General features: G+C 62.4%; 23 protein-coding genes and 1 tRNA gene. 6 read left to right on the top strand and 18 right to left on the bottom strand.

Annotated features, from left to right (window positions below; genetic code table 11):
• Window positions 1-55 precede the first annotated feature (55 nt).
• A complete protein-coding gene (locus BLT65_RS33415) occupies window positions 56-460 on the bottom strand; it encodes a hypothetical protein (protein WP_167306594.1) in 405 nt (134 codons plus the stop codon).
• Window positions 453-632, bottom strand: a complete 180-nt coding sequence (locus BLT65_RS33410) for a hypothetical protein (protein ID WP_091786265.1) — start codon at window positions 630-632, stop codon at window positions 453-455. The genes BLT65_RS33415 and BLT65_RS33410 overlap by 8 nt, the downstream gene beginning before the upstream one ends.
• Window positions 633-898: 266 nt before the next feature.
• On the opposite strand from BLT65_RS33410, the gene bamA reads away from it, so the two are divergent.
• Entirely contained in the window at window positions 899-3,208 is a 2,310-nt protein-coding gene (gene bamA / locus BLT65_RS33405; protein ID WP_091786262.1) for an outer membrane protein assembly factor BamA, read from the top strand.
• Between the two features lie 83 nt (window positions 3,209-3,291).
• On the opposite strand, the gene BLT65_RS33400 is transcribed toward bamA, so the two are convergent.
• Window positions 3,292-4,113 carry a response regulator gene (locus tag BLT65_RS33400; RefSeq protein WP_091786259.1) on the bottom strand — a complete coding sequence of 274 codons (822 nt, stop codon included), beginning with the start codon at window positions 4,111-4,113 and terminating at the stop codon, window positions 3,292-3,294.
• A 258-nt stretch (window positions 4,114-4,371) separates the two neighbouring features.
• Here BLT65_RS33400 and BLT65_RS33395 point away from each other — a divergent pair, with 258 nt between their 5' ends.
• A complete protein-coding gene (locus BLT65_RS33395; RefSeq protein WP_091786256.1) occupies window positions 4,372-5,889 on the top strand; it encodes an ATP-binding protein in 1,518 nt (505 codons plus the stop codon).
• Entirely contained in the window at window positions 5,882-6,631 is a 750-nt protein-coding gene (locus BLT65_RS33390; protein ID WP_091786253.1) for a response regulator, read from the top strand. The genes BLT65_RS33395 and BLT65_RS33390 overlap by 8 nt, the downstream gene beginning before the upstream one ends.
• A gap of 13 nt (window positions 6,632-6,644) precedes the next feature.
• Here the strand turns inward: BLT65_RS33390 and BLT65_RS33385 are convergent, their stop codons facing one another.
• The 3 genes from BLT65_RS33385 to BLT65_RS33375 form a co-directional block, all read right to left on the bottom strand.
• Window positions 6,645-6,833 (bottom strand): H-NS family nucleoid-associated regulatory protein, encoded by a 189-nt coding sequence (locus BLT65_RS33385; RefSeq protein WP_420852481.1) that lies wholly within the window; start codon window positions 6,831-6,833, stop codon window positions 6,645-6,647.
• Between the two features lie 149 nt (window positions 6,834-6,982).
• Window positions 6,983-7,213 carry a hypothetical protein gene (locus BLT65_RS33380; protein WP_007732479.1) on the bottom strand — a complete coding sequence of 77 codons (231 nt, stop codon included), beginning with the start codon at window positions 7,211-7,213 and terminating at the stop codon, window positions 6,983-6,985.
• A gap of 260 nt (window positions 7,214-7,473) precedes the next feature.
• Window positions 7,474-8,271: a hypothetical protein gene (locus tag BLT65_RS33375; protein WP_091786248.1), complete on the bottom strand. Its 798-nt coding sequence runs from the start codon at window positions 8,269-8,271 to the stop codon at window positions 7,474-7,476.
• A 99-nt stretch (window positions 8,272-8,370) separates the two neighbouring features.
• On the opposite strand from BLT65_RS33375, the gene BLT65_RS33370 reads away from it, so the two are divergent.
• On the top strand, window positions 8,371-8,712 hold the full coding sequence (locus tag BLT65_RS33370; RefSeq protein ID WP_042310004.1) for a helix-turn-helix domain-containing protein: 342 nt from the start codon (window positions 8,371-8,373) through the stop codon (window positions 8,710-8,712).
• Window positions 8,713-8,816: 104 nt separating this feature from the next.
• Here BLT65_RS33370 and BLT65_RS33365 read toward each other — a convergent pair whose 3' ends face one another.
• The 4 genes from BLT65_RS33365 to rpoD form a co-directional block, all read right to left on the bottom strand.
• Entirely contained in the window at window positions 8,817-10,607 is a 1,791-nt protein-coding gene (locus BLT65_RS33365; protein WP_091786245.1) for an acyl-CoA dehydrogenase, read from the bottom strand.
• 182 nt (window positions 10,608-10,789) lie between these two features.
• Window positions 10,790-11,803 carry an AraC family transcriptional regulator gene (locus BLT65_RS33360; protein ID WP_091786242.1) on the bottom strand — a complete coding sequence of 338 codons (1,014 nt, stop codon included), beginning with the start codon at window positions 11,801-11,803 and terminating at the stop codon, window positions 10,790-10,792.
• A gap of 83 nt (window positions 11,804-11,886) precedes the next feature.
• Window positions 11,887-11,974 (bottom strand) — tRNA-Ile (locus BLT65_RS33355).
• Window positions 11,975-12,156: 182 nt separating this feature from the next.
• Window positions 12,157-14,205: an RNA polymerase sigma factor RpoD gene (gene rpoD / locus BLT65_RS33350; protein WP_229513555.1), complete on the bottom strand. Its 2,049-nt coding sequence runs from the start codon at window positions 14,203-14,205 to the stop codon at window positions 12,157-12,159.
• Between the two features lie 61 nt (window positions 14,206-14,266).
• Here rpoD and BLT65_RS48115 point away from each other — a divergent pair, with 61 nt between their 5' ends.
• Complete coding sequence (locus BLT65_RS48115; protein WP_042310034.1) at window positions 14,267-14,605, top strand: hypothetical protein; 339 nt, start codon at window positions 14,267-14,269, stop codon at window positions 14,603-14,605.
• A 31-nt stretch (window positions 14,606-14,636) separates the two neighbouring features.
• On the opposite strand, the gene dnaG is transcribed toward BLT65_RS48115, so the two are convergent.
• The 4 genes from dnaG to BLT65_RS33330 all read right to left on the bottom strand — a co-directional run bounded on the left by dnaG (window position 14,637) and on the right by BLT65_RS33330 (window position 18,923).
• Window positions 14,637-16,523 carry a DNA primase gene (dnaG, locus tag BLT65_RS33345; protein ID WP_042310035.1) on the bottom strand — a complete coding sequence of 629 codons (1,887 nt, stop codon included), beginning with the start codon at window positions 16,521-16,523 and terminating at the stop codon, window positions 14,637-14,639.
• Between the two features lie 104 nt (window positions 16,524-16,627).
• On the bottom strand, window positions 16,628-17,074 hold the full coding sequence (locus tag BLT65_RS33340; protein ID WP_091786236.1) for a GatB/YqeY domain-containing protein: 447 nt from the start codon (window positions 17,072-17,074) through the stop codon (window positions 16,628-16,630).
• Between the two features lie 309 nt (window positions 17,075-17,383).
• A complete protein-coding gene (rpsU, locus tag BLT65_RS33335) occupies window positions 17,384-17,596 on the bottom strand; it encodes a 30S ribosomal protein S21 (RefSeq protein ID WP_035997875.1) in 213 nt (70 codons plus the stop codon).
• Between the two features lie 109 nt (window positions 17,597-17,705).
• On the bottom strand, window positions 17,706-18,923 hold the full coding sequence (locus BLT65_RS33330; protein WP_091786233.1) for a BaiN/RdsA family NAD(P)/FAD-dependent oxidoreductase: 1,218 nt from the start codon (window positions 18,921-18,923) through the stop codon (window positions 17,706-17,708).
• A gap of 123 nt (window positions 18,924-19,046) precedes the next feature.
• On the opposite strand from BLT65_RS33330, the gene tsaD reads away from it, so the two are divergent.
• Window positions 19,047-20,072 (top strand): tRNA (adenosine(37)-N6)-threonylcarbamoyltransferase complex transferase subunit TsaD, encoded by a 1,026-nt coding sequence (gene tsaD, locus BLT65_RS33325; protein ID WP_007748297.1) that lies wholly within the window; start codon window positions 19,047-19,049, stop codon window positions 20,070-20,072.
• 837 nt (window positions 20,073-20,909) lie between these two features.
• Here tsaD and folE2 read toward each other — a convergent pair.
• The 4 genes from folE2 to BLT65_RS33305 all read right to left on the bottom strand — a co-directional run bounded on the left by folE2 (window position 20,910) and on the right by BLT65_RS33305 (window position 25,043).
• Window positions 20,910-21,707, bottom strand: a complete 798-nt coding sequence (gene folE2, locus BLT65_RS33320; protein WP_091786230.1) for a GTP cyclohydrolase FolE2 — start codon at window positions 21,705-21,707, stop codon at window positions 20,910-20,912.
• A gap of 145 nt (window positions 21,708-21,852) precedes the next feature.
• Window positions 21,853-23,751, bottom strand: a complete 1,899-nt coding sequence (gene dxs / locus BLT65_RS33315; RefSeq protein WP_007733035.1) for a 1-deoxy-D-xylulose-5-phosphate synthase — start codon at window positions 23,749-23,751, stop codon at window positions 21,853-21,855.
• A gap of 96 nt (window positions 23,752-23,847) precedes the next feature.
• Entirely contained in the window at window positions 23,848-24,729 is an 882-nt protein-coding gene (locus tag BLT65_RS33310; RefSeq protein WP_007733037.1) for a polyprenyl synthetase family protein, read from the bottom strand.
• Window positions 24,726-25,043, bottom strand: coding sequence for an exodeoxyribonuclease VII small subunit (locus BLT65_RS33305; protein ID WP_167306593.1), 318 nt, complete (start codon window positions 25,041-25,043; stop codon window positions 24,726-24,728). Before BLT65_RS33305 ends, BLT65_RS33310 begins: the two co-directional genes overlap by 4 nt.
• Window positions 25,044-25,309 lie beyond the last annotated feature (266 nt).

Genomic DNA, 25,309 nt, shown 5'->3' with positions numbered 1-25,309 from the left:
TGGCGTCTGATTGACGGGCGGACGCCGGCCCGAATGAAGATGCGTCCCGAGCGTCTTACTGCAACGTCACGGCGTCGCTGTTGACCTGAGCGATGGTGGCCCCAGCCGACGCAGCGACGCCGCTCAGCGCCTCGATCAACGGAGCGATCTGCTCACACGGCAACGAAAACGAAATGCCCATGTTGCCCGCAAGCCTGAAGCGAATAACGGCTGTCTGCGTGCCGTTCAGGCGCCCGATCTCCCAGCCATAGCTCTGAAACGCAAAAGCCATGTGCTCGTTCTGGTTGATGATCCGGTCCGAATGCTCGATCGCATTCGGTAGCGCGACCAGCAACTGGTCGAGCACGGAACGGTGGATCGCCGTGGTCGCCTGATTGCCGTGAAGCAACAGGTGGAGACCGTCTTCCGTCATCTGCAGATCGGCAATCGAATCGACAACGTGTGTCTCGCGCTCAGACATGGCGCACCTCGCTCGCGCCTGTTTGCGCGCCCGCTTCGCGCTCGCGATGTAGGCGCGTGTCTTCGACCCACGGTTCATATGAAGAGGCCCGGGCCAGCCAGGCGGAGAAAAGCGGCGTGGAACTGGCGCGTAACACAGCAACCAGTACGACGGGATCGATATGTTCGAGCATGGCGAAGAACCAGAGGTGGGTGGAGTCGGCACGATACCGCCACCTTCGCTCTCAACGCGTTACCACGATCCTACCGATTCTTTGCTGCATCTTTCCGCCTTTGCACGACGTCGCCCGTGCAGCGCGCGCCGCTATTCATCACTGCGCTATTCCTTACCCCACGCAACAAATAAACAGAAAGTTTGGCGTAACCCTGCGCAAGAAGCCCATTCCTATACTCGCGGCTTTCCATAGTGAGTCGCGTCCCGCTCTCAACAAGATCCTCGATGAAACAAAGAGCATCAACTATCTGTCTCGCCAGTGCGATCACGGTGTGCGCCACGTCACTGACGCCATCGACCGCGCATGCCGGCGACTCCGTGGTCGTCACGGACATCCGGCTTGACGGCTTGAAGCGCATTGAAGCGGGAACGCTGCTCGCCAACCTGCCCATCAAACGCGGCGATACTTTCACGGACGACAAGGCATCGCAGGCCGTGCGCGCGATCTACGACACGGGCCTCTTCAGCGACGTCAACGTGTCGCTCGACGGCAATGTCGTGGTGGTTCACGTCGTCGAGCGCCCTGCTATTGCAGAGATCGATTTCTCCGGCATTCACGAGTTCGAGAAGGACAATCTGACGAAGGCGCTGCACGCCGTTGGCCTGTCGCGCGGCCGCCCTTTCGATAAGGCACTCATCGACAAAGCCGAACAGGAACTGAAGCGCCAATACCTCACGCGCGGCTACTACGCCGCGCAGGTAGAAACCACGACGACGCCCGTCGACAGCGGACGCGTGTCGGTTCTGTTCTCAGTCATCGAAGGTCCGAATGCGAAGATCAGGCAGATCAATTTCATCGGTAATCACGTGTTTTCGGAAAGCACGCTGCGCGACGAAATGGAACTGTCGACGCCGAACTGGTTTTCCTGGTACACGAAGAACGATCTCTATTCGAAAGAGAAACTCGGCGCCGATCTGGATCGGCTGCGCTCGTACTACCTGAACCGCGGCTATCTGGAGTTCAGGATCGACTCGACTCAGGTGTCGCTGACGCCCGACAAGAAGGAGATGTATCTGACGCTCAACCTGCACGAAGGCGAGCCCTATACGATCACAGGCATCCGGCTCGCGGGTAATCTGCTCGATCGCGAAGCGGAACTGAAGCCGCTCATCGGCATCAAGCCCGGTGAAACGTTCTCCGAAGACAAGCTCAAGGCGACCACGAAAGCGATCGTGGACCGGCTCGGCGAATACGGCTACGCGTTCGCTGCCGTCAATGCAGTGCCGCAGATCGATCAGGACAAGCACACTGTCGATCTCACGCTGCAAGTCGATCCGGGACGACGCGTGTACGTGCGTCAAGTGAACGTGGAAGGCAACACGCGCACGCGCGATGAAGTGATACGGCGAGAAATGCGCCAGCTCGAAAGCGCGTGGTTCGATTCGAACCGGCTTTCGCTTTCTAAGGAACGGGTGAACCGGCTCGGCTATTTCACCGACGTCGACGTGACGACAGTGCCCGTTGCGGGTTCGAACGATCAGGTCGATGTCGACGTCAAGGTCACCGAAAAACCAACGGGTGCGATTACGCTCGGCGCGGGCTTTTCTTCGTCGGACAAGGTCGTGCTGTCGGCGGGCGTTACGCAGGACAACGTGTTCGGCTCGGGCACGAGCCTCGGCGTCAATGTGAATACGGCGAAGACGTATCGCACGCTGTCGGTCACGCAGACGGACCCGTATTTCACCGTCGATGGCATCAAGCGTATTTCGGATGTCTACTATCGCACCAGCTATCCGCTCTACTACAGCAACGACGAGAGCTTTCGTATCGTCTCGCTCGGCGCGGACCTGAAGTTCGGTATTCCGTTTTCGGAAGTCGATACGGTCTACTTTGGCCTCGGTATCGAGCAGGATCGCTTCAACACCGATTCATCGACGCCGCAAGCCTATCTCGACTATGTAAGCGAGTTCGGCCGCGTGGTCAACAACGTGCCGCTGACGGCTGCCTGGTCGCGCGATGCGCGCGATAGTGCGCTCGTGCCGAGCCGTGGCTATATGCTGCAGGTCAACGGCGAGGTCGGCACGCCCGCAGGCGAGACCGAGTACTACAAGACCGACGTTCAGAGCCAGTATTACTACTCGTTCGCACGCGGCTTCATTCTGGGCATGAACCTGCAGGCGGGCTATGGCAATGGCTTCGCGGGCAAGGCGTATCCGATCTTCAAGAACTACTACGCGGGCGGTATCGGCTCGGTGCGCGGTTATGAGTCGAGTTCGCTTGGGCCACGCGATTCGTCGACGGGCGATTCGATCGGCGGCTCGAAGATGGTGGTTGCGAACGTCGAAATGACATTCCCGCTGCCGGGCAGCGGCTGGGATCGCACGTTGCGCGTCTTTACCTTCGTCGACGCGGGCAACGTGTGGGGCAACGAAGGCAACAGTACAGGCGCGAACGGTTTGAGATACAGCTATGGCGCGGGCCTCGAATGGATTTCGCCGATTGGGCCGCTGAAGCTCTCGGTTGGGTTTCCGATCGTCAGGCACGCGGACGACAAGTACCAGGTGTTCCAGTTTCAGATCGGTACGTCTTTCTAAATGCACCGACGAAAAAAGAGCCCGCTTCGAAGCGGGCTCTTTTGCTTTCGACCTGGCGTTTCCAACGCCGCGCAATACATGCGCTACTGTATTCTTCGCACCGCACTGTCGAACCGCATGCGCTCTTCGGCCACGATGGGCGCTGCAACATCGAGCATCGGCGCCTGCGCATCGTCCCGCTCCTCCGCTGCGCCATGCCGCGGCAGCGCGTCGTCGGGCGCGAACATATAGCCTTCGCCGCGCAAGGTCTTGATGTATTGCCGGCCCGTCGGCGACAGTTTCAACGCGGCGCGCAGCCTGAACACGACGACATCGAGCCCGCGTTCCGTCACGCTGCAATGCCGGCGCAGCATGTTGAGGATACGCACGCGCGACAGCACCTTCATCGGATTCGACGCGAGCACCACCAGCAGCGCGAATTCCGTGCTGCGCAACGGCACTTCCACACCACCGCGAGTAAGCACGCGGTCGGCAACGTCGACTTCGAAATCGTCGAATGCGATTGGCGCGCGCTCGATATGCATCGGCACATGCGACGGCGGCCCCGAACGCAATGCGTTGCGCACCCGTGCGATCATTTCGCGCGGATCGTGTGGATCGACGACATAGTCGTTCGCACCGAGCTCGAACGAGAGCACCTTGTCGACGACATCGTCGGACCGGCTAACGATAATCACAGGCAGGTCGTAGCCGAGCGAACGGATACGCCGCAATGCAGCCAGACCGTCGACTTCAGGCAAGCCGTGACGCATCACGATCAGCGACGGCACTTCGACCTCGAGGCGCCGTTCCAGCGAGTCGGTGTTGTACAGGACGGACATCTCGATCTTGTGCTGCTGCACATGTGCCCGAAGCATGTCGCGGCTGGCCTGATCAGGCTCGACGACGAGCAGATGGATGGTCATGAAGTTTCCGTCCTTCTCCCATTTGAATGGAGGACCATGATAGAGAGCAACTGTGCAGGCAAGACGGTGAAAATTAAGGAGATTGTGTGGAGATTGCCCAACGGTCGTCCGTCGCCGCGCGCGTCGCGTCAAAATAGCGCCGTAGCGGCATATTCATAGAAACGGGCATGCGTGCGGCGCTAAAGGCGCTAGCTAAGGCATGCCGACAGGCAAACACAGGGTGGCAAGCATGAGAAGTGGCGGCCGCGGGGTCTCGCCATGAGAATCGGCATTACGTCGAAGCTCTTCGTCGCGATTTCGGCGGCGTGCATACTCGTGGCCGTCACGATGGGCGTTGCCGTGCGCTGGAGCTTCGAACAGGGCTTTCTCGGCTATCTGCAGCGCCAGTCGCAAACACATTCCTTGCGCCTGCAGCAGGAACTCGAAGCCGCGTGGGCGAAGCATCGGAGCTGGGATTTCATCAAGGACCCGGTGTCGGCAGCGGCCGCGATTCCCGAGGCGATCGACACAGGCGTGCCGCCTCCCGGTCCGTCCGGCCCGCCCGACATGAACGCGCCGCACGAGGGCCCGCCGCCTGACGGCGCGCCGGGCGGCAACGGCGGGGAACCGGGACCGCCGCCTGGCGACGCGGGCGCGCCTCTCGACATGCGCGACACGCGAAGCCCGGGACCGCTGGGCAACCGCCATCCGCCGTTCCGTGTCTACGACACGGACATGCACAGCGTGCTGCAAAAAGGACCGCCACCGCCGCCCGATGCGCCGCGCCTGCCGCTGACCGTCGACGGCAAGGTGATTGGCTGGCTGGTCGTCGCCGGGCCCGAAGTGATGTTTCATTCCGCCGACCGGCAATTTCAGGCGCAGCAGGTTCGCGCGACGTGGATCATCGCCGGCTTCGCCGCGTTGCTGGCCGCCGGTGTCGCCATCGTGCTTTCGCGTTTGCTGCTCGCGCCCGTGCGGCGCCTCGTGCTGGCCACGCATCGGCTCGCTAGCGGCGACTATTCGATTCGCGTCCCCGATGCGGGCAGCGACGAACTGCACAATCTCGCCGCCGACTTCAACCGGCTCGCGATCTCACTCGGCAACGCCGAACGTTCGCGCCGCAATCTCATCGCGGATATTTCGCATGAGTTGCGCACGCCGCTCGCCGTGCTGCGCGGCGAACTCGAAGCGATCGAAGACGGCGTGCGTAAACCCGACCGCACGACGCTCGCGTCGCTGCAGGCCGAAGTCGCACTGCTGAGCCAGTTGATCGACGATCTGTACGAGCTGTCGCTCGCGGACATCGGCGAACTGTCGTTTGAGAAAGTACGGCTCGATGTCGCACCTATCGTCGAAGCCGCCGCCGAATCGTTCAAGGACAGACTCGCCGACAAGAAGATCGCGCTGGAAACGGATATCGACGCCGCGAGCGTCATCATGCTCGGCGACCCGTATCGCCTGACGCAGCTGATGAAGAACCTGCTCGAAAACGCGTTGCGCTATACCGATTCCGGCGGCAAGGTGCGCGTGGCCGTCGCGCAGCACGAGCACGAGATACGGATCGACGTGCAGGATACGCACCCCGCTGTGCCCGAGCCTTTGCTGCCGCATCTGTTCGACCGGCTGTTTCGCGTCGATGCGTCGCGCAGCCGTCAAAGCGGCGGCGCGGGCCTCGGGCTTGCCCTTTGCAAACATATCGTCGGCCAGCATGGCGGCACCATCGACGCATTGCGTTCGCCGCTGGGAGGACTGTGGATCGCGGTCCGGTTCGCTACGTTAGAAACCAAAGATGACTGACTCTTCACTTGCCCGTTCGCCCGCTTCCGTGCTGATCGTCGAAGACGAGCCGAAGCTGTCGGCGCTGCTCACCGACTATCTGCGCGCCGAAAACTTCGACACCCAGGTGATCGAAGATGGCCGCGAGGTAATCGCTTCCGTACGCGCGCATCCGCCTTCGCTAATTCTGCTCGATCTGATGCTGCCGGGACGCGGCGGGCTCGAAATCTGCCGCGAATTGCGGACCTTTTCGGATGTGCCCGTGATCATCCTGACCGCGCGCGTCGATGAGATCGACCGCTTGCTCGGCCTCGAACTCGGCGCCGACGATTACGTGTGCAAGCCGTTCAGTCCGCGTGAAGTCGTGGCGCGCGTGAAGGCGATCCTGCGCCGCATCGAGTCGCTATCGGGCGTGGCGCGCGCCGGCGCGGAACCTGTTTCGAGCGGACTGGCGATCGACCTCGACAGGCATGTCGCATCGCTTGATGGAAAAGACCTCAATCTCACGCCGATTGAAATCAGGCTGCTCGCGCTGTTGCACTCGACGCCCGGCCGCATCTATTCTCGCGACCATCTGCTGCGGCAGCTGTATGACGATCATCGGGTCGTCGCCGACCGGACGGTCGACTCGCATGTGAAGAACTTGCGGCGCAAGCTCCAGAATGTGCGCCCGGATCACGACATGATCCGTTCGATTTATGGCGTCGGTTATCGGCTGGACGTCGTGCCGCCCGAGAACCGCGACGATGGCGATCCGGGCTGATGGATCTTTTCGTCTAGCCTTCGCAGCGGAAGAAATCGATGTTCTGGCCCGATGCGACTGCGCGGCGCAGCCATTCGGGCAAATCGCCCCGTCCGTCCCAAGCATGGCCTGACGCATCCTGATAGCGGATGGCGCGGGCATTTTTTTCGTCTTCGGCGAACGAACGTTCCAGCGCGTCGAACGTGATGCCGAATTCGTTCATTCGATTCTGGATCCACGCGATCAGGCGCTCCCGCGCCTGGCCGTCGAGTTTTGCGATTGAAGTAACATTGCTCGTGCGATTCGAAGTGCGATTCGTAGTGTGGAGAGATCAGCAATCCATTCGTACGGGCGAAACCAGGACTGACGGACTCAATTGCGCCGTCGCGCGTCGATGCGAACCACCGAGTCGAACAGCGCCTGGGCTCGTGCCAGTTCGTCGAGCGCGCGGTCCAGTTGCGCGACGGCGGCGGCATGCCCGGCCGTCGACGCGGCATCTTCCGGGTCGGCGCGCACGGCGCGAAAAGCCAGATCGACATTGCGTGTCGCTTCGACAAAACGCTGTGCGGCCTGAGCCTGCCTCGATTGCATCATTGCCGACATAAGCATTCCTCCATCTGGATTCGGTTCGGATATTCAGCGTGCGATGCGTGGGGCGCGCCCATTTGCGGTTCGCGCCGATGGCTGTCGATACGAGCCAGCGCTACAAAATGGATTGACTGCGGCATGCTGCCGATTTTCGCTCCGCGCGGTGCGAAGCGCCAGGTCTGATTTGCAACAGCGTGCGGTTTAGTACACAAATACCCGACATTCAGTGTTCCCAGGTTTTATGCGCCGGACGCCTGTTTCTGATCCCCGTCTGTTTATAGCGTGAAGCTGGCCTGCGCGTGCGCCGCGTTGAAGGCCGCCATGGCCTCGACGGGCGGCATGTCGAACAGATCGCGCGTGACGCCGCGCATGCGCTCCTGCGGCGGCCGGGTGCGCAAACGCCCAACCAGTTCGATGAAGGCCGCAAAGTCGCCGTCGCGCGTGGCCTTGTTGACCTCCGCGAAGTCACGCGCCTTGAGCACAACAGGTTGCGTGAGCCGCACGAAATACGGCGCTTCCAGTTCGACGGCGAGCGCGACGGGATAGCGCCTGCCGCTCAGTTCGCTCGCGCGCGATGTGCAATCGACGACGGCCGTGCCTTGCGCGGGACCGAGCACCTTGCCCGTGCTGACGCTGCGCAGGTGCTCCGGGTAGATGTGCAGCCGAGTGCCCATGCTCAGTTCAGTGGGCGACGAACACACCAGCGCGTAATGCTGCTCTCTGCGCCGCCCCGAAGGCAACACCGTGCGGCTGACGATAAACGCATGCGGCGGCAGCTGCCGCACCTGCCCCGTGCTGTCGATCCACGCATTCCACAGCAGCATGTCTTCGCGCTTGCGCCCGCCCTGCCGCGGCTTGCTCGACGCCGGCGAAAAGAGCGCGAGCAGCGAGCCAGTGCGATGCGCCGCGATCTGCGCGCTATTGCCGAGCGACTGACCGACACCCCACAGAAAACGCCCGCCACCCAGCCTCCGCTCCCATTCCTTCTGGAGAACGATGCTGGGGAGTTCCTCGCTGGATTCGGTGCCTGTCTTGGTCCAGCAGAACGTGGGCGGTAGGTGCTTCAGTGTCATCAACTTCCTCGGGACTGCCATCCGGCTCGCCGACCTGCGAGCCATTGGCGAAATAGTCAGCCATTCAACAAGCGTTAATGTATAGATATAATGCATGGAATGGAAGCCCCGAAGAGCGATTTTCCCGTACAGGACCTGTTGCGCCGGTTAATGGCGGACGTGCGCTCGTCCAGCGAAATCGCGCGCCTTTCCGGGGTGAGTCAGCCTACGGTGTCGCGGCTTCGGCTGTCGAAAGGGCGCCGTGTGCGCAAGAGCGCGTCATTCAATAAGCTATGCAGTTTCTATGGCGTGGAGGCGCGCCATGTCGGCGGGCGGGCGACGGGCTACAACGAGTTGCTGCGCAACGCGATCGTCGACGCGTGGGACGGCTCGGAAGAGCACGGCCGCGCGTTGCTCGTCGTGATCAAGGGCTTGAAGGGGTTGAGCGCGAAGTTGGAGTGAGCGGTGCGCTCGCGGGGATGTGCGGAGGGGTTGAAGCGGGTTTGAAGCGGACGGGCTTCGCGTTCAGTCGAAGCCCGTCGTTGGATTGCGGGTGGTTTGCGGGTTTAGAACTGGTCTTCGGACAGCGCGAGGTAGCCCTCGCCGCCCTTCGCGCTGGTGATCGACGCTTCCAGCGCCACTGCCTGCGGCAGCAGATGTTCCGCGAAGAACTGCGCGGTCGCGATTTTCGCACCGTAGAACGATGGGTCTTGCGCGTGCTTCTCTTGCGCGGCCAGCATCGCGCGCGCCATCTGCCAGCCGCCCAGCACGATACCTGCGAGCTTCAGATAGGGCACGCTGCCTGCGAATACCGCATTCGGATCGCGCTTCGTATTCGCGACGACATACGCTACCGTTGATTGCAATGCGTCATGTCCAAGCGACAAGTGCTTTTGCATCGAATCGAACGCTGCGCCCTTATGCTGCTTCAGCGCTTCGACCGTCTGCGCAATCTGCGCAAGCAGTGCTTTTGCGACCGCGCCGCCGTCGCGCACCGTCTTGCGACCGACGAGATCGTTCGCCTGGATAGCCGTCGTGCCTTCGTAGATCGGCAGGATGCGCGCGTCGCGATAGTACTGCGCCGCGCCCGTTTCTTCGATGAAGCCCATGCCGCCATGTACCTGCACGCCAAGGCTCGCCACGTCCACCGACAGCTCCGTGCTCCAGCCCTTCACGATCGGCACCAGGTATTCATAGATCGCCTGATGTTCCGCGCGCTTCGCTTCGTCGGGGTGGCGATGCGCGAGATCGCTGTGCGACGCCGCGACGTACGCCAATGCGCGTGAACCTTCCGTGAGCGCGCGCATCGTCGACAGCATGCGGCGCACGTCGGGATGCTGAATGATCGATACGGCCTGCTTCGCGGAGCCGTCCACTGGCCGGCTCTGCACGCGGTCCTTCGCGTACGCGACAGCCTTCTGGTACGCGCGATCCGATATGGCCACGCCCTGCATGCCGACCGCAAACCGCGCCGCGTTCATCATGATGAACATGTATTCGAGGCCGCGATTCTCTTCGCCGATCAGATGACCGATTGCGCCACCGTGATCGCCGAACTGAAGAACGGCTGTCGGGCTCGCCTTGATCCCGAGTTTGTGTTCGATCGACACGCAATGCACGTCGTTACGCTCACCCAGCGAGCCGTCCTCATTGACGAGGAACTTCGGCACGACGAACAGCGAAATGCCCTTCACGCCTTCGGGCGCATCCGGCGTGCGTGCGAGCACGAGGTGGACGATGTTGTCCGCCATGTCGTGCTCGCCCCACGTGATGAAAATCTTCGTGCCGAACAGCTTGAAAGAACCATCGCCCTGCGGCTCGGCACGCGTGCGCACGAGTGCGAGATCGGAGCCGGCTTGCGGCTCGGTGAGGTTCATCGTGCCAGTCCATTCGCCGGAAATCAGCTTCGGCACGTAGGTCTTTTTCTGCTCATCGCTGCCTGCCGTGAGCAGCGCCTCGATCGCGCCATCCGTCAGCAGCGGGCACAGCGCGAACGACAGGTTCGACGCGTTCAGCATCTCGATACACGCCGTCGCGATCAGCTTCGGCAGGCCCTGGCCTTCGTACTCGACGGGATGCTGCACGCCCTGCCAGCCGCCTGCGGCGAACTGACGGAACGCATCGGCGAAACCGGGCGTCGCCGTGACGTGGCCGTCTTTCCAGCTGCTCGGGTTCCGGTCACCTTCGACGTTCAGCGGCGCCAGCACTTCGCCGCACAGCTTTGCGGATTCTTCAAGCACGGCTTGTGCCGTCTCGAGACCCGCTTCCTCGAAGCCGGGCAGCTTCGCGATGTCGTCGATGCCGCTCAATTCCTCGAGCACGAAAAGCATGTCTTTTACGGGGGCGATATAACTCATGGTCGATCTTCCAATCAGGCGTTCAATGGATCACTGCCACGGCGCCCGATAGAAGCGAAGGCCAAGCGGTGACGATACCTGCCGATCGTAACGGCATCTCCCGCGATTCGACTGTCCAAACCGGTCCGCGTACTGACAAATCTGGCCACATCGAATGGGGGGTATATCCACCCACCCGCGGGTTACCCCGCCTGTAAGGGCCGCCGATACGTGCCCGGCGTGCTGCCCGTCCAGTGGCGAAATGCACGGTGGAAGGCGCTGGGATCGTCGAATCCGATATCGCCGGCGATCACGGCGATCGTGTCGTGCGTGTCCGTGAGGCGCTGGATCGCGATATCGCGCCGCAGCTCGTCCTTGAGCAGCTGAAACGTCGTCTCCTCCGACGACAGACGTCGGCACAGCGTGCGTACCGAGCAATGCAGGTTTTTGGCGGCCTGGTCGATGGTCGGCAGGTCCGGCAGTTCTCCCGCGAGAAACTGCCGCACGCGATGGCTGACTCGCTGCTCGCTGAACGTTTCGAAGATCCACTCACCGGGCGAACGGGCGAGAAATTTGCGCAGATTGCGTTTGCTCTGGCGGATCGGCATGTCGAGAAACGCCGCGCTGAAACGCATCAGCGTCGCGTTGCAGCCGAAACGCACGGGGCCGGAGAAGAAATAGCGGTGATCGAATGCATGCGGCGGTTGCGGACACGCGAAATCGACCTGTAGCAGCGGGATTTTCTGACCGATTAGCCATGAAGACACACCGTGCGCGAGTTTGAGCATCAGTTCCTGGCCGAGCGGGCCGATGCTGCCATACGCAGGGTTTGGACGCAGTTCGACCTGCGCCATCAGGTCGTCGCGGCGCGACCCGATGTGGAAATCGTCGAGCACGATATGAAAGAACTGGCCGAAGCGATGCAGCGCGGTTTCGAGGTTGGGTGCATCGAGCAGACTGAGGCAAAGAAACTTCAGCGTGCCGCTGCGAAACGGACGACTGAAGATGCCGGGCATCTCGTCGTCGAGTTCGATCGCGAGTGTGCGGTAGAGCATGGAGAACTGCTCTTCCGTCACCCGCGCGCCGGCTGCGCTGCGCAGTTCGGGCGTGATCCCGGCTTGCTCGAGATAGCGCTGCATGACGTCGGGCTGCGCGTCGGCGGCGGCGAGAAAGCCGTTGACGAGGGAGATGGGGACGGTGGCGCTGGGCGCTTGCATTCGTGATCCGTTCCGGTGGCCACTTCATGCTTGATGGCGTGCGCTGTCGGTCTGCACTGCAGGGAAGCACGCCTTGACGGTTTTGGTGGGCCGGGTGGGAGTCGAACCCACGGTGTCCTTTCGGAGGCGGATTATGAGTCCGCTGCCTGCAACCAGCACGGCGTCCGGCCCAACGATGCTTCGCGACGGAAGCTGGAGAAAACCAACAAAAAGACCCGGTCTGAAGGCCGGGCCTGTCTGTCGATTGGCCGACATACTACACGAAAACAGGGCTTCCGGGATCGCTTCGCTGAACAAAGCTATCGGGAAGCCCTGATGTAATGCTACGTGTTACGGCCAGCAGACAGGTTCGGTCAGTTTCCTTCGAGGAACGACTTCAGCTTGTCCGACCGGCTCGGGTGACGCAGCTTGCGCAACGCCTTCGCCTCGATCTGACGGATACGCTCACGCGTCACGTCGAACTGCTTGCCGACTTCTTCGAGCGTGTGGTCCGTGCTCATTTCGATACCGAAACGCATACGCAGCACCTTCGCCTCGCGCGGCGTCAGCGAATCGAGCACGTCCTTCACGACATCGCGCATGCTGGCGTGCAGCGCGGCGTCGGCCGGCGCGACCGTGTTGTTGTCCTCGATGAAGTCGCCCAGATGCGAATCGTCGTCGTCACCGATCGGCGTTTCCATCGAGATCGGCTCCTTCGCGATCTTCATGATCTTGCGGATCTTGTCTTCCGGCATCTCCATCTTCTCGGCCAGCGTCGCCGGATCCGGCTCGAGACCGGTTTCCTGCAGAATCTGACGCGAGATGCGGTTCATCTTGTTGATCGTCTCGATCATGTGAACCGGGATACGAATGGTGCGCGCCTGGTCCGCGATCGAACGCGTGATGGCCTGACGGATCCACCACGTTGCGTACGTCGAGAACTTGTAGCCGCGGCGATATTCGAACTTGTCCACGGCCTTCATCAGGCCGATGTTGCCTTCCTGAATAAGATCCAGGAATTGCAGGCCACGGTTCGTGTACTTCTTCGCAATCGAGATCACGAGACGCAGGTTCGCCTCGGTCATTTCTCGCTTCGCCTGACGCGCCTTCAATTCGCCCGCCGCCATCTGGCGGTTGGTTTCCTTCAGGTCCTTCAGCGGCAGCACCACACGCGCCTGCAAGTCGAGCAGACGCTGCTGCTGCTCGCGGATAGCCGGCACGTTACGCGACAGGATCGCGCTATACGCGTGATTCTCGGTGACGATCTTGTCGGCCCACTCGAGGTCCGTTTCGTTGCCCGGAAAACGCGCGATGAACTCGGCACGCGGCATGCCGCACTTGTCGACCACCGTGTGCAGGATCTGACGCTCGACCTGACGCACTTCGTCCACCTGCGCACGCAGCGTGTCGCACAGACGCTCGACGGTACGCGCGGTGAAGCGGATCATCATCAGCTCTTCCTGAATGGTTTCCTGCGCCTTCAGGTAGGACTTCGACTTGTAGCCTTCCTTTTCGAACGCGCGGCGCATCTTGTCGAACCATTCGCTGATCATCGCGAATTTTTCGAGCGACATGCGCTTCAGTTCTTCGAGCTGGGCGGCGTTGGCCGTCGCTTGCGCGGCGCCATCGTCGTCTTCCTCTTCTTCCTCGTCCGCCTCTTCCTCTTCTTCTTCCTCGTTCTCGATCGCTTCGGCTTCCTGTTCGGAGAAGCCGTCGGTATCTTCGGCGTTCGCGTCGATCAGGCCGTCGACGAGTTCGTCGATGCGGATCTCTTCATTCGCGACGCGCTCGGCCATCGCGAGAATGTCGGCGATCGTGGTCGGGCAGGCGGAGATGGCCATCACCATGTGCTTCAGGCCGTCTTCGATGCGCTTGGCGATTTCGATTTCGCCTTCGCGCGTGAGCAGCTCGACCGTGCCCATTTCGCGCATGTACATACGCACCGGGTCGGTCGTGCGGCCGAATTCGGAATCGACAGTGGACAGCGCGACTTCCGCTTCCTCTTCCACTTCGTCATCTGACGAAGCGTTGGGGGCGTTGTCGTTCAGCAGCAGCGTTTCGGCATCGGGCGCCTGTTCGTAGACAGCGACACCCATGTCGTTGAACGTGCTGATGATGCCTTCGATCGCCTCGGTTTCCGTGAAGTTGTCCGGGAGGTGGTCGTTGATTTCGCCGTAGGTCAGGAAGCCACGCTCCTTGCCGAGCTTGATCAGCGCGCGCAGCTTCGAGCGGCGCTCTTCGAGCTCCTCGACGGTGCCAGGCTGCGAAGACGCGAACGCGTCCTTGAGCAGCGCCTTCTCCTTTGCGCGGCGGTCGCGTGCCTTGACCTTTTCGACCTTGCCCGTAGCGGGAGTTGCGGCGGCTGCCTCTTCGCTCGGGGATGCGTCGTCATCGACGGATACTTCGTTCAGCTTTTTCGTCATGGAGTTCGCCATACCGGCTGTAGTCTCGACTGCCGGCTGCTGGACGACAGCCGGTTGAACCGTGGATACCAAAGACTCGCGGGGAGCCGCATCGTCCTGCGCGACATCCGCTTCCCTTTCGCTGCTGACTCCCTGCCGCTTCGCGACCGACGCCACCGACTTCGATGTCACCGATGCCGCTCGCGCGGTCGAGGCTTGTTTCCGGGCAACCGGCGTAGCAGCGGTTTCGGCAGACTTTTTCGGGGCGGAAGGAGCCGACCTGGCTGCGCTGACCCTGGTGGTCGTTTTCGGCTCGTCCGAGCCGCTGCCTGTCGCCTTTTTTCCGCCTGTAGTCTTTACCATTGCAATCGCCTTATATCGCCTTTGCCTGGAGAAAAACAAAACCGCTGAAATCTTTTAATTATAGCATTCGGCCTTTCAGCGCTTCCCTTTCACTGCCCGCGCTGACGCTTCATGTCAGCGCACGTCCTGCTCAATTCCTGATACTCCAGCAACTCCTCCGGGGTGTGCCTCGACTGACGCGACAATTGATCCAGCCGCTCGCTATAAGCGTCATAACGCATCTTCAGGATGGCCGCTTTCAATTCTTCCCCGGCGAGGCGCTCGTGTTCCCGGCGCTCCTCAGCCACCGTCGCGTCTTCGGGATTCTTCAACAGCAGATCCCGAACGTTTTCATCATAGTCCAGAATTTCCCGGAAGATTTCCTCGAAGGTGGGGGCGTTAGCGCCGTTTCGCAACAGGTCCGACAGCAACTGGAATTCGGCCGTGTCGCCCAACCCACGGGCATGCGTCGTCACTTCCTCGAACAGTTCGCCGTGCCGCGTGACTGTGAGCAGCGCCTGCTCTTCCTCTTCGCCGAGCACCGCGACGATGCGCGGGTGCATCACCAGATTGCGCAGCGCCCGCTGCTCGATCCCCGTCACGCTGCGCCGGTCTTTGCGGGCAGGCGCGCTGCGTGCTACGGCGGCGATCCGCGCGTCGACTTCGCATAACGCGGCCACTTCCTCGAACGGCACGTCAAGCCGGTCCGCGAACATATGCATGATTTGCGCGCGCAACGCGTTGGCGGGCAGCATCTGCAACAGCGGCTTGGCGTCGAACAGCGCCCGCGCCCGGCCTTCAGGCTGGTCGAGTTCCTTGCCCGCCAGTACTTCATTCAACAGGAACTGCGACAGCGGCATCGCGCGGCGCACCTGCTCCGCGAAGGCATCCGTGCCGAATTCGCGGACATAGCTGTCGGGATCGTGCTCGGCCGGCAGGAACAGGAAGCGGATGGTGCGGTTGTCGGCGGCGTGCGGCAGGCAGGCGTCGAGCGCGCGGCGCGCGGCGCGCCGGCCGGCCGAATCGCCGTCGAAGCTGAACACCACCGTATCCGTCTGCCGCATCAGTTTCTGCACATGAATCGGCGTGCAGGCGGTGCCGAGCGTCGCAACCGCGTTCTCGAAGCCCAACTGGGCCAGCGCAACCACGTCCATATACCCTTCGACGACCAGCACGTAACCCTGTTCGCGGATCGCAAGCCGCGCCTCGAACAGGCCGTACAGCTCGCTGCCTTTGTTAAATAAAGGCGTTTCGGGCGAATTCAAATACTTGGGCTCGCCGCCGTCCAGCACGCGTCCGCCAAAACCGATTACCTGGCCTTTCACGTTGCGGATCGGGAACATCACGCGCTCGCGGAAACGGTCGTAGCGGCGGTTCTGACCCTGGGCGTCCGACTTCTCGCTGACGATCACGAGGCCCGCCTCGACGAGCGCATCGTCCCGATAGTTGGGGAATGCCGTTTCGAGGTTCTGCCAGCCATCGGGCGCGTAGCCGAGGCCGAAGCGCTTGGCGATCTCGCCCGTCAGGCCGCGCTTTTTCAGGTACTGGATGGCGTTCGGCGCGCCGCGCAGTTGCGCCTTGTAGAAGTCGTTGGCTGTCGACATGAGGTCGGACAGCGCCGTCGTCACGGCCTTCGAGACGGCGGGCGCATAGCCTTCGCCGCCACCCGGGCCGCCGGCTCCGACGCCGCCGCGCATCGGCGAAGGCTCTTGCGGCACGGTCAGACCGACGGATTGCGCCAGTTCGTTGACGGCTTCCGGAAAGGAAAGCGCCGCGTGCTCCATCAGGAAACCAATGGCCGTGCCATGCGCGCCACAGCCGAAGCAATGGTAGAACTGCTTAGTCGGACTAACGGTGAACGAAGGGCTCTTCTCGTTGTGGAACGGGCAGAGGCCCATGAAGTTCGCGCCGCCTTTTTTCAGCTGCACATACCGGCCGACCACGTCGACGATATCGACGCGGTTCAGCAGGTCTTGCAGAAAGGAATGCGGGATCACAATGCAGACGCGGCCTTAAAAAGAATGAGGCAAGGGTGTGAATCGCACCCGGCCATGCGCGCCGCGCCGGAACGGGGCGCGCATGGCGGAAAACGACACGAGGCTTACTTCGACAGCGCGGCCTTGACCAGCCCGGACACGGCCGTCATGTCGGCCTTGCCGGCCAGCTTCGGCTTGAGCACGCCCATCACCTTACCCATGTCCTGCGGACCCGCGGCGCCGACCTGCGCGACGGCTGCCTGCACTTCGGCGGCCACTTCCGCGTCCGACAGCTGTGCGGGCATGTAGGCGCTGAGCACGTCCAACTCGGCCTTTTCCTTGTCGACGAGATCGGTGCGGCCGGCCGTTTCGAACTGGGCGATCGAGTCCTTGCGCTGCTTGATCATCTTGTCGACGACGGCTGTCACGGCGGCGTCATCCAGTTCCACGCGATCGTCGACTTCACGCTGCTTGATGGCAGCGAGCAGCAGACGGATCGTGCCGAGACGCTCGGTTTCGCGCGCGCGCATCGCTGCTTTCATGTCGTCGTTGATTCGGACTTTGAGACTCATCGTTCACCTGAATGCGTGGAGGGTTTGAAATACGGGTGAAGACGCGGTGCAGAGCGCAAAAACCCGCTTGGGATCGTTCCTCAAGCGGGTTAGTGCCAAATACGCGGTGAACCGTGCACCTGGATACGGCCTTGCGGAGCGTGGACCGAAGCGGCCTGTCGCGCCTTCCGGCGTGAGCGGCCACATCAGCGACCGCATGCGCGGCCGGTTACCGCAAGCGCCGGCATGCTCCCGCGCCGCCACCTTGTGTGAGCCGCCGCTTTCGCTATCGCTCAAGAGACCAGGCGAGCGCCGCGACTTCACGTTGAATCAGTAAAACTTCTTGGGCAGTTGCTGGCTGCGCAGGCGCTTGAAATGGCGCTTCACTGCCGCTGCTTTCTTTCGTTTGCGCTCGGATGTCGGCTTCTCGTAAAACTCGCGCGCACGAAGTTCGGTCAACAGCCCGTTCTTTTCTATCGTGCGCTTGAAGCGGCGCATTGCAACTTCAAAAGGCTCGTTTTCTTTTAAGCGGATCGTCGTCATCTTTCAATAACGGAGCTTGGCAAAGATTGGAAAGTATAGCAGCTGTTTCGCACAATCGTATAAAGGTGTCAAGCCCCATTTGACGGGCGTCAGCGCCCGTTTTTACGGGCTACCCGACGGCCGCGAATTCCGCTGCCGCCTGCCCGGCAGCCACGCCCGACGCCCACGCCCACTGGAAGTTGTAGCCGCCCAGCCACCCCGTCACGTCGACGGCCTCGCCGATGAAATACAGACCGGGCACGCGCGCGCTCATCATCGTCGCCGAGGACAGTTCGCGCGTGTCGACGCCGCCGCGCGTCACCTCGGCCTTCTTGTAGCCTTCGGTGCCGTTCGGCGTGAGCGACCAGCGCGACAGCGCCTCGCCGACCCGGCGCAGCGACTTGTCGGGCAGATCGGCAAGGCGGGCGTCGGCGGGTACGCCGTGGGTCTGCAGCCAGACATGCGCGAGGCGCGCGGGCACCCATTCGGCGAGCAGGTTGCCGATCTGGCGCTTCGTCGCGGTTTTCGCCTCCAGCAACGCGGCGACGGCGTCCTGCTCGGGCAGCAGATTGACGTGTACGGGCTCGCCCGGCTGCCAGTAGCTGGAAATCTGCAGCACGCCCGGGCCCGACAAACCGCGATGCGTGAGCAGCAGATCCTCGACGAACTCGCCGCCCGCTTTCTTCACGCCCGTCGCCAGATGCACTTCCAGCGACACGCCCGAGAGCTCCGCAAACGGTTGCCAGTCGGCGGGAGCGAACGTGAGCGGCACGAGCGCCGGGCGCGTGTCGATGAGCTTGTGGCCGAACTGCTTCGCGATCCGGTAGCCGAAATCGGTGGCGCCGATTTTCGGAATCGACAGGCCGCCCGTCGCGATCACCAGCGCGCGAGTGCGGATCGGGCCGGAGCGCGTGTCCAGCGTGAAGCCGTCGGAATCGGCGTGGCGCACCTGCTCGACGGCGAGCGGCCGGCGCCACGCGATGTTGCCCGCGTCGCATTCGCTCTTGAGCACGTCGATGACGGCGTCGCTCGACTGGTCGCAGAAGAGTTGTCCCTTATGCTTCTCGTGCCACGTCACCCGGTACTGCTTGAGGAGCGCGATGAAATCGCGCGGCGTGTAGCGGGCCAGCGCGGAACGGCAGAAATGCGGATTCGCCGACAGATAGTTGTTCGGCCCGGCGTACAGATTCGTGAAGTTGCAGCGGCCGCCGCCCGAAATGCGGATTTTCTCGGCGAGCCGCGCCGCGTGGTCGATCAGCACGACGCGCCGGCCGAGCTGCCCCGCCACCGATGCGCACATCATGCCCGCCGCGCCCGCGCCGATTACGGCGATATCGAAGGATTCCATGGGGCTGCATTGTAACCGCCACGCCGGGGGCGCCCGGCGGCACCGTGCCTGCGCTGCTATACTTTCAGGTTCCTTTTTTGATGTTTCGGGCGGCACGTCAGGCGCCCGTTCGACGGTCGAATCATGCTCGTTCTCGGCATAGAAAGCTCCTGCGACGAAACCGGACTCGCGCTCTACGACACGGAGCGTGGGCTGCTCGCGCATGCGCTGCATTCGCAGATCGCGATGCATCGCGAATATGGTGGCGTGGTGCCGGAACTGGCTTCGCGCGACCATATCCGGCGTGCGCTGCCACTGCTTGAAGAGGTTCTGGAGCGCTCGGGCGCCGCGCGGGGCGACATCGACGCGATCGCCTACACGCAGGGCCCGGGGCTCGCGGGCGCGTTGCTGGTCGGCGCGAGTATCGCCAATTCGCTGGCGATGGCATGGGACAAGCCGACTATCGGCATCCATCATCTGGAAGGGCATTTGCTGTCGCCGCTGCTTGTCGACGAGCCGCCGCCGTTTCCGTTTGTTGCCTTGCTCGTGTCGGGCGGTCATACGCAGCTGATGCGCGTCACGGATGTGGGCGTCTACGAGACGCTCGGCGAGACGCTCGACGACGCCGCCGGTGAAGCCTTCGATAAGACCGCGAAGCTGCTTGGGCTGGGTTATCCGGGCGGGCCGGAGGTGTCGCGGCTCGCGGAGTTCGGCACGCCGGGCGCTGTCGTGCTGCCCCGTCCGATGCTGCATTCCGGTGATCTCGATTTCAGCTTCAGCGGGCTGAAGACGGCCGTGCTGACGCATGTCAAAAAGCTTGGCAGCAATGTGTGCGAGCAGGCTAAGGCTGATCTGGCGCGTGGTTTCGTCGACGCAGCCGTCGATGTGCTGGCCGCTAAATCGCTCGCGGCGCTGAAGAAGACCAAGCTCAAGCGGCTTGTTGTCGCGGGTGGTGTTGGCGCGAACCGGCAGTTGCGTGAGGCTCTCTCGGCGGCCGCGAAGATGCGCGGGTTTCATGTTCACTATCCTGACCTCTCGCTATGCACTGATAACGGCGCGATGATTGCGCTCGCCGGCGCGCTTCGGTTGGAACGCTGGCCCGCGCAGGCTGGTAATGACTATGCTTTTACCGTGAAGCCACGGTGGGATTTGGCGTCTCTCGCGAGGTGAGGTTTTTTGCCTGCCGGGGGCATTCGTGTTTGAGACTTCGCGGCGCAGGTGTTGTTGGGCGGTGTTTTGGCCTTTGCGCTGGCATCCGCTTTTGAGACTTCGCGGCGCGGGCGTTGTTGGGCGGTGTTTTGGCCTTTGCGCTGGCATCCGCGTTTTGTTAGCTTGCTTCAAGCGTCGCCCCTGTGCGGGGCGGCACCTACTTTTCTTTGCCGCCGCAAAGAAAAGTAGGCAAAAGAAAGCGGCTCACACCGCCAGCTCTTGTGTTTGCCTGAGGGCCCCCAACCGGTCTTACGCTTCACACGGCAATCACGTGACCCACGTTCGTTGCCAGCGCTCTTGCGCTGCGCCTCACCCGCTTCACGCACCCGCGCTGCATCATGCCGTGCCAGATATTCCGCGGCCGCCCAGGTGGCAAACTGTGTGTAGGCCGTAGCGCCTCGCATGCCTCACTTCGAACCGATAGCGCATGCGTTCCACCCTGTAAGAGCGCTACCCTGGACGACGCGACAACCTACACACAGTTTGCCACCTGGGCGGCACGTACCATTCGCTGCCGCTAGTTCTTGTGCGCGTGTTTGAAGTGGGTGAGGCGTTCATTCGAAGCGTTGGCAACGAGCACCGACCAGGGCACTGTCATGTGAAGCGTGGGGACGTTGGGGGCCCGTGGATAAGAACACGGGCTGGCGGTGTGAGCCGCTTTCTTTTGCCTACTTTTCTTTGCGGCGGCAAAGAAAAGTAGGTGCCGCCCCGCACAGGGGCGACGCTTGAAGCAAGCTAACAAAACGCGGATGCCAGCGCAAACACAAGCAAACCAACCAGCGTCGCAGACAAAAAAACTTAAGCCCTCTTCTCAATCACCGCATAAGCCGAATGATTATGAATAGACTCGAAGTTCTCCGCTTCGAGCACATAAGCAACGATCCGCTTATCCGCATTCAACCGCTGCGCGACATCGCGCACCAGGTCTTCAACGAACTTCGGGTTCTCGTAAGCACGCTCGGTAACGAACTTCTCATCAGGCCGCTTGAGCAGCCCCCACAACTCACACGAAGCCTCTTCTTCCGCGATACGGATCAAATCCTCGACGGGCACGTCGTCGATCAACTCAGCGTCAATCGTCACATGCGAGCGCTGGTTATGCGCGCCATACTGCGAGATCTTCTTCGAACACGGGCACAGGCTGGTGACGGGCACCAGAACCTTAAGAAACAACCGCGCGGCGCCATCGCGCGAATCGGCCGTCAACGTCACTTCGTAGTCCAGCAGACTTTGCACGCCCGACACAGGCGCCGTCTTGTTGACGAAATACGGAAACGACACCTCGATACGGCCCGCAGGTGCCTCAAGCTTCTCGAGCATCGAAGCAAGCATCGCGCGGAACGCAGCCGAATCCAGCGGCGTCTTGTTCTCTTCAAGCAACGCGACGAACCGCGACATATGCGTGCCCTTCACCTCGGCAGGCAGATGAACATCGAGATTCCACGTACCGATAGTCGGCTGCACGCTGCCGTCCGGCGTGCGAACCGTCAACGGATGACGCACCGCCTTCACGCCGACCCGCTGAATCGGAATCTGGCGGGTGTCGACCGTGCTCTGCACGTCAGGCATCACGAAGGCGGGGTTCATCTGGTTCATGTTCTTGTCCTCACTGGCGGCGCGAATCGACGCGCAAAATGACAACCGCCGGCTTGCGCCGGCGGAGCCCGGCGGGTACGCGACCCGCCGATTCATATTGGAGTAGATGCAACGAGCCGCCTTTTTGTTCCGGCGGCCCGCTATGTTAAGCGACGCGTTTGACGGACTTGCCGCTCGCGTGCTCCACAAATCGCTCGCGGATGGACTTCGCGATGCCCGCAGCGTCCAGCCCACACGACGCCAGCAGCTTCGCCGGATCTCCATGATCGATGAAGCGATCGGGAAGGCCCAATTGTAGTACGGGTCGGATAACCCCACTCTCCATCATGGCTTCCACGCACGCCGAGCCCGCGCCGCCCATCACACAGCCTTCTTCGACGGTGACGATGGCGTCGTGCGTCTCGGCCAGCTCGCGCACCAGATCGGCGTCGATCGGCTTCACGAAGCGCATGTTGGCGACCGTCGCGTCCAGCTGCTCTGCTGCCGCCAGCGAAGGCGCGACCATCGTGCCGAACGCGAGAATCGCGATGCGCTTGCCAGCCGGCTGCGTCGATTGACGACGCACTTCGCCCTTGCCGAGCGGAAGCGCGGCCATCTGCTTGACCGTCGCGACGCCCGTGCCCGCGCCGCGCGGATAGCGCACGGCCGTCGGGTTCGGCTGCTGCAGCGCCGTGTACAACATCTGGCGACACTCGTTTTCATCCGACGCCGCCATCACCGTCATGTTCGGGATGCAGCGCAGGAACGCGAGGTCGTACGCGCCCGCGTGCGTCGCGCCGTCCGCGCCAACGAGGCCCGCGCGATCGATTGCGAACACAACGGGCAGATTTTGCAGCGCGACGTCATGAATCAGCTGGTCATACCCGCGTTGCAGGAACGTCGAGTAGATCGCAACAACGGGCTTGAGCCCTTCCGTCGCCAGGCCACCCGCGAACGTGACGGCGTGCTGCTCGGCAATACCAACGTCGTAGTAGCGATCCGGGAAACGCTTTTCGAATTCGACCATGCCCGAGCCTTCGCGCATCGCCGGCGTAATGCCGACCACGCGCGAATCGAGTTCAGCCGCGTCGCACAGCCATTCGCCGAACACTTGCGTGTAGGTCTTCTTGGCGGGCGTCGTCGAAGGCTTGATGCCTTCGGCCGGGTTGAACTTGCCGGGGCCGTGATACAGAACCGGGTCGGCTTCCGCCAGCTTGTAGCCTTGGCCTTTCTTCGTCACGACGTGCAGGAATTGCGGACCGCGCAGTTCCTTGATGTTCTGCAGCGTCGGGATCAGCGAGTCGAGATCGTGACCGTCGATCGGTCCGATGTAATTGAAGCCGAACTCTTCGAACAGCGTAGCCGGAACGATCATGCCCTTCGCGTGCTCTTCGAGCTTGCGTGCGAGGTCGAGCACGGGCGGCGCGTGGCGCAGCACGCGTTCGACACCGGCGCGCGCGGCCGCGTAGAAGCGACCCGACATCAGGCGCGCGAGATGGCGATTCAGCGCGCCGACGGGCGGCGAAATCGACATGTCGTTGTCGTTGAGGATGACGAGCAGCGGCACGTCGTCTTCGACGCCGGCGTTGTTCATCGCCTCGAAGGCCATGCCCGCCGTCATCGCGCCGTCGCCGATCACCGCGATCGAGTAGGCGTCTTCGCCGCGCAGCTTGCTGCCGATCGCCATGCCGAGCGCGGCCGAGATCGACGTGCTCGAATGCGCCGTGCCGAACGTGTCGTACGGCGACTCGTCGCGCTTCGGAAAGCCCGAGATGCCGCCCAACTGACGCAGCGAGTGCATCTGGTCACGGCGGCCCGTCAGAATCTTGTGGGGGTAGGTCTGATGACCCACGTCCCAGACGATGCGGTCGCGCGGCGTGTCGAACACGTAGTGCAGCGCGATCGTCAGTTCGACCGTGCCGAGGTTGGACGACAGGTGGCCGCCCGTCTGCGACACGCTGTCGAGCACGAAGGCTCGCAACTCGTCGGCAAGCGGTTGCAACTGGCGGCGATCAAGGCGGCGCAGGTCCGCGGGGTCGTCAATGGTTTTCAGCAAGTCGTACATCGTCGTTCCATTGTAGGAAAACTTACGCGCCCGCACTTCATTCGCGCACACCCGAGAAGTCTTGTGCGGGCGGCGGGCTTTCGCGTTACAGCTACATCAGCTGACCCGGTTCACCACGAGGTCAGCCAACTCGGCGAGCCGCTGCGCGCGGGCGCCAAAAGGTGCAAGCGCCTGGTGCGCGTCGCTGCGCAACTGCGCAGCCAGCGCGCGCGAAGCGTCGAGCCCGATGATCGACACGTAGGTCGGCTTGCCGTCCTTCGCGTCCTTTCCAGCCGTTTTGCCGAGCGTCGCGGAATCGGTCGTGACGTCGAGAATGTCGTCGACGACCTGAAACGCGAGGCCCACAGCCGCCGAATACGCGTCCAGCGACTGCAGTGCCTTCGCGTCGGGCGTCTCGCCTGTCAGCGCGCCCATGCGCACGGCTGCTCGCAGCAACGCGCCCGTCTTCAGCCGGTGCATCGTTTCGAGCTGCGGGCGCGTCAGCGTGTGACCGACGCTCGCCAGATCGATCGCCTGGCCACCCGCCATGCCGATCGAGCCGCTCGCGAGCGCCAGTTCGCGCACCAGCGCGGCCTGCTGCGCGGGTGCGAGCACATCCGATGTCAGCGCAACGAAAGCTTGCGATTGAAGCGCGTCACCGACCAGCAGTGCCGTCGCTTCGTCATATTTGACGTGTACCGTGGGCTTGCCGCGGCGCAGTTCGTCGTCGTCCATGCAGGGCATGTCATCGTGTACGAGCGAATAGACGTGGATCATCTCCAGCGCCGCCGACGCCGCGTCCAGGCACTCGGCCTTCGCGCCCGTCAGCTCACCCGCCGCGTGGCACAGCAGCGGGCGCACCCGCTTGCCGCCGCCCAGCACGGCATAGCGCATGGCTTCATGCAGCCGGGCGGGCTCGGTCGAGTCCGCCGGCAAGTATTGCTCGAGTGCGCCCTCTACCCGGTCCAGCACCGAGCGCATCCATTGTTCGAAGGTCATAGATCGTCTCCGCTGTCGGCAGCGGTTGTACCTGCTGTGTTCACGGGAAGCGGCTTGAGCGTTTCGCCATCGAGGACGCGCACCTGCTGCTCCACCTTTTCGAGTTGTTGCTGGCAGAACGCCACGAGCACGGCGCCACGCCGGTAAGCCGCAAGCGACTCTTCCAGACTGAGGCTGCCGCCCTCCATGCGCCCAACGAGCCCCTCCAGTTCCGCCAGCGCTGCCTCGTAGCTCACGGGCAGCGGTGAATTGTCGGAACCTTCGGTGCTGGTGGGGGACAAACCAGCCGTGTCCGTGGAAGCCGTCTTCGCCATGAATCGTCGCAAAATTAAAACAAGTCGGACATTCTACGGCAAAAGCGAGATTTTCGACCTGTGAGCCCACCAATGGGTATCGGCACGGCCATTGCGCAACACTTCGGACGATAGAAATAAATCCAACGTTTGCACGGCGAAATCGCTAGCTTCCCCGACATTTTTAACCCAAATCAGGTACTTAAGCGCCCCAAGGAGGGGGAAACGGGTATAATCGCGGGCTCCCTAAATCGAATCTTCGATGGTTGGGTTGTTCACTGCTTTCA

The sequence above is a fragment of the Paraburkholderia steynii genome, from assembly GCF_900100565.1.
Taxonomy (GTDB): Bacteria; Pseudomonadota; Gammaproteobacteria; order Burkholderiales; family Burkholderiaceae; genus Paraburkholderia; species Paraburkholderia terrae.
The sequence above is the reverse complement of the archived record's forward strand: the minus strand, read 5'-3'. Positions and strand labels throughout refer to the sequence as shown.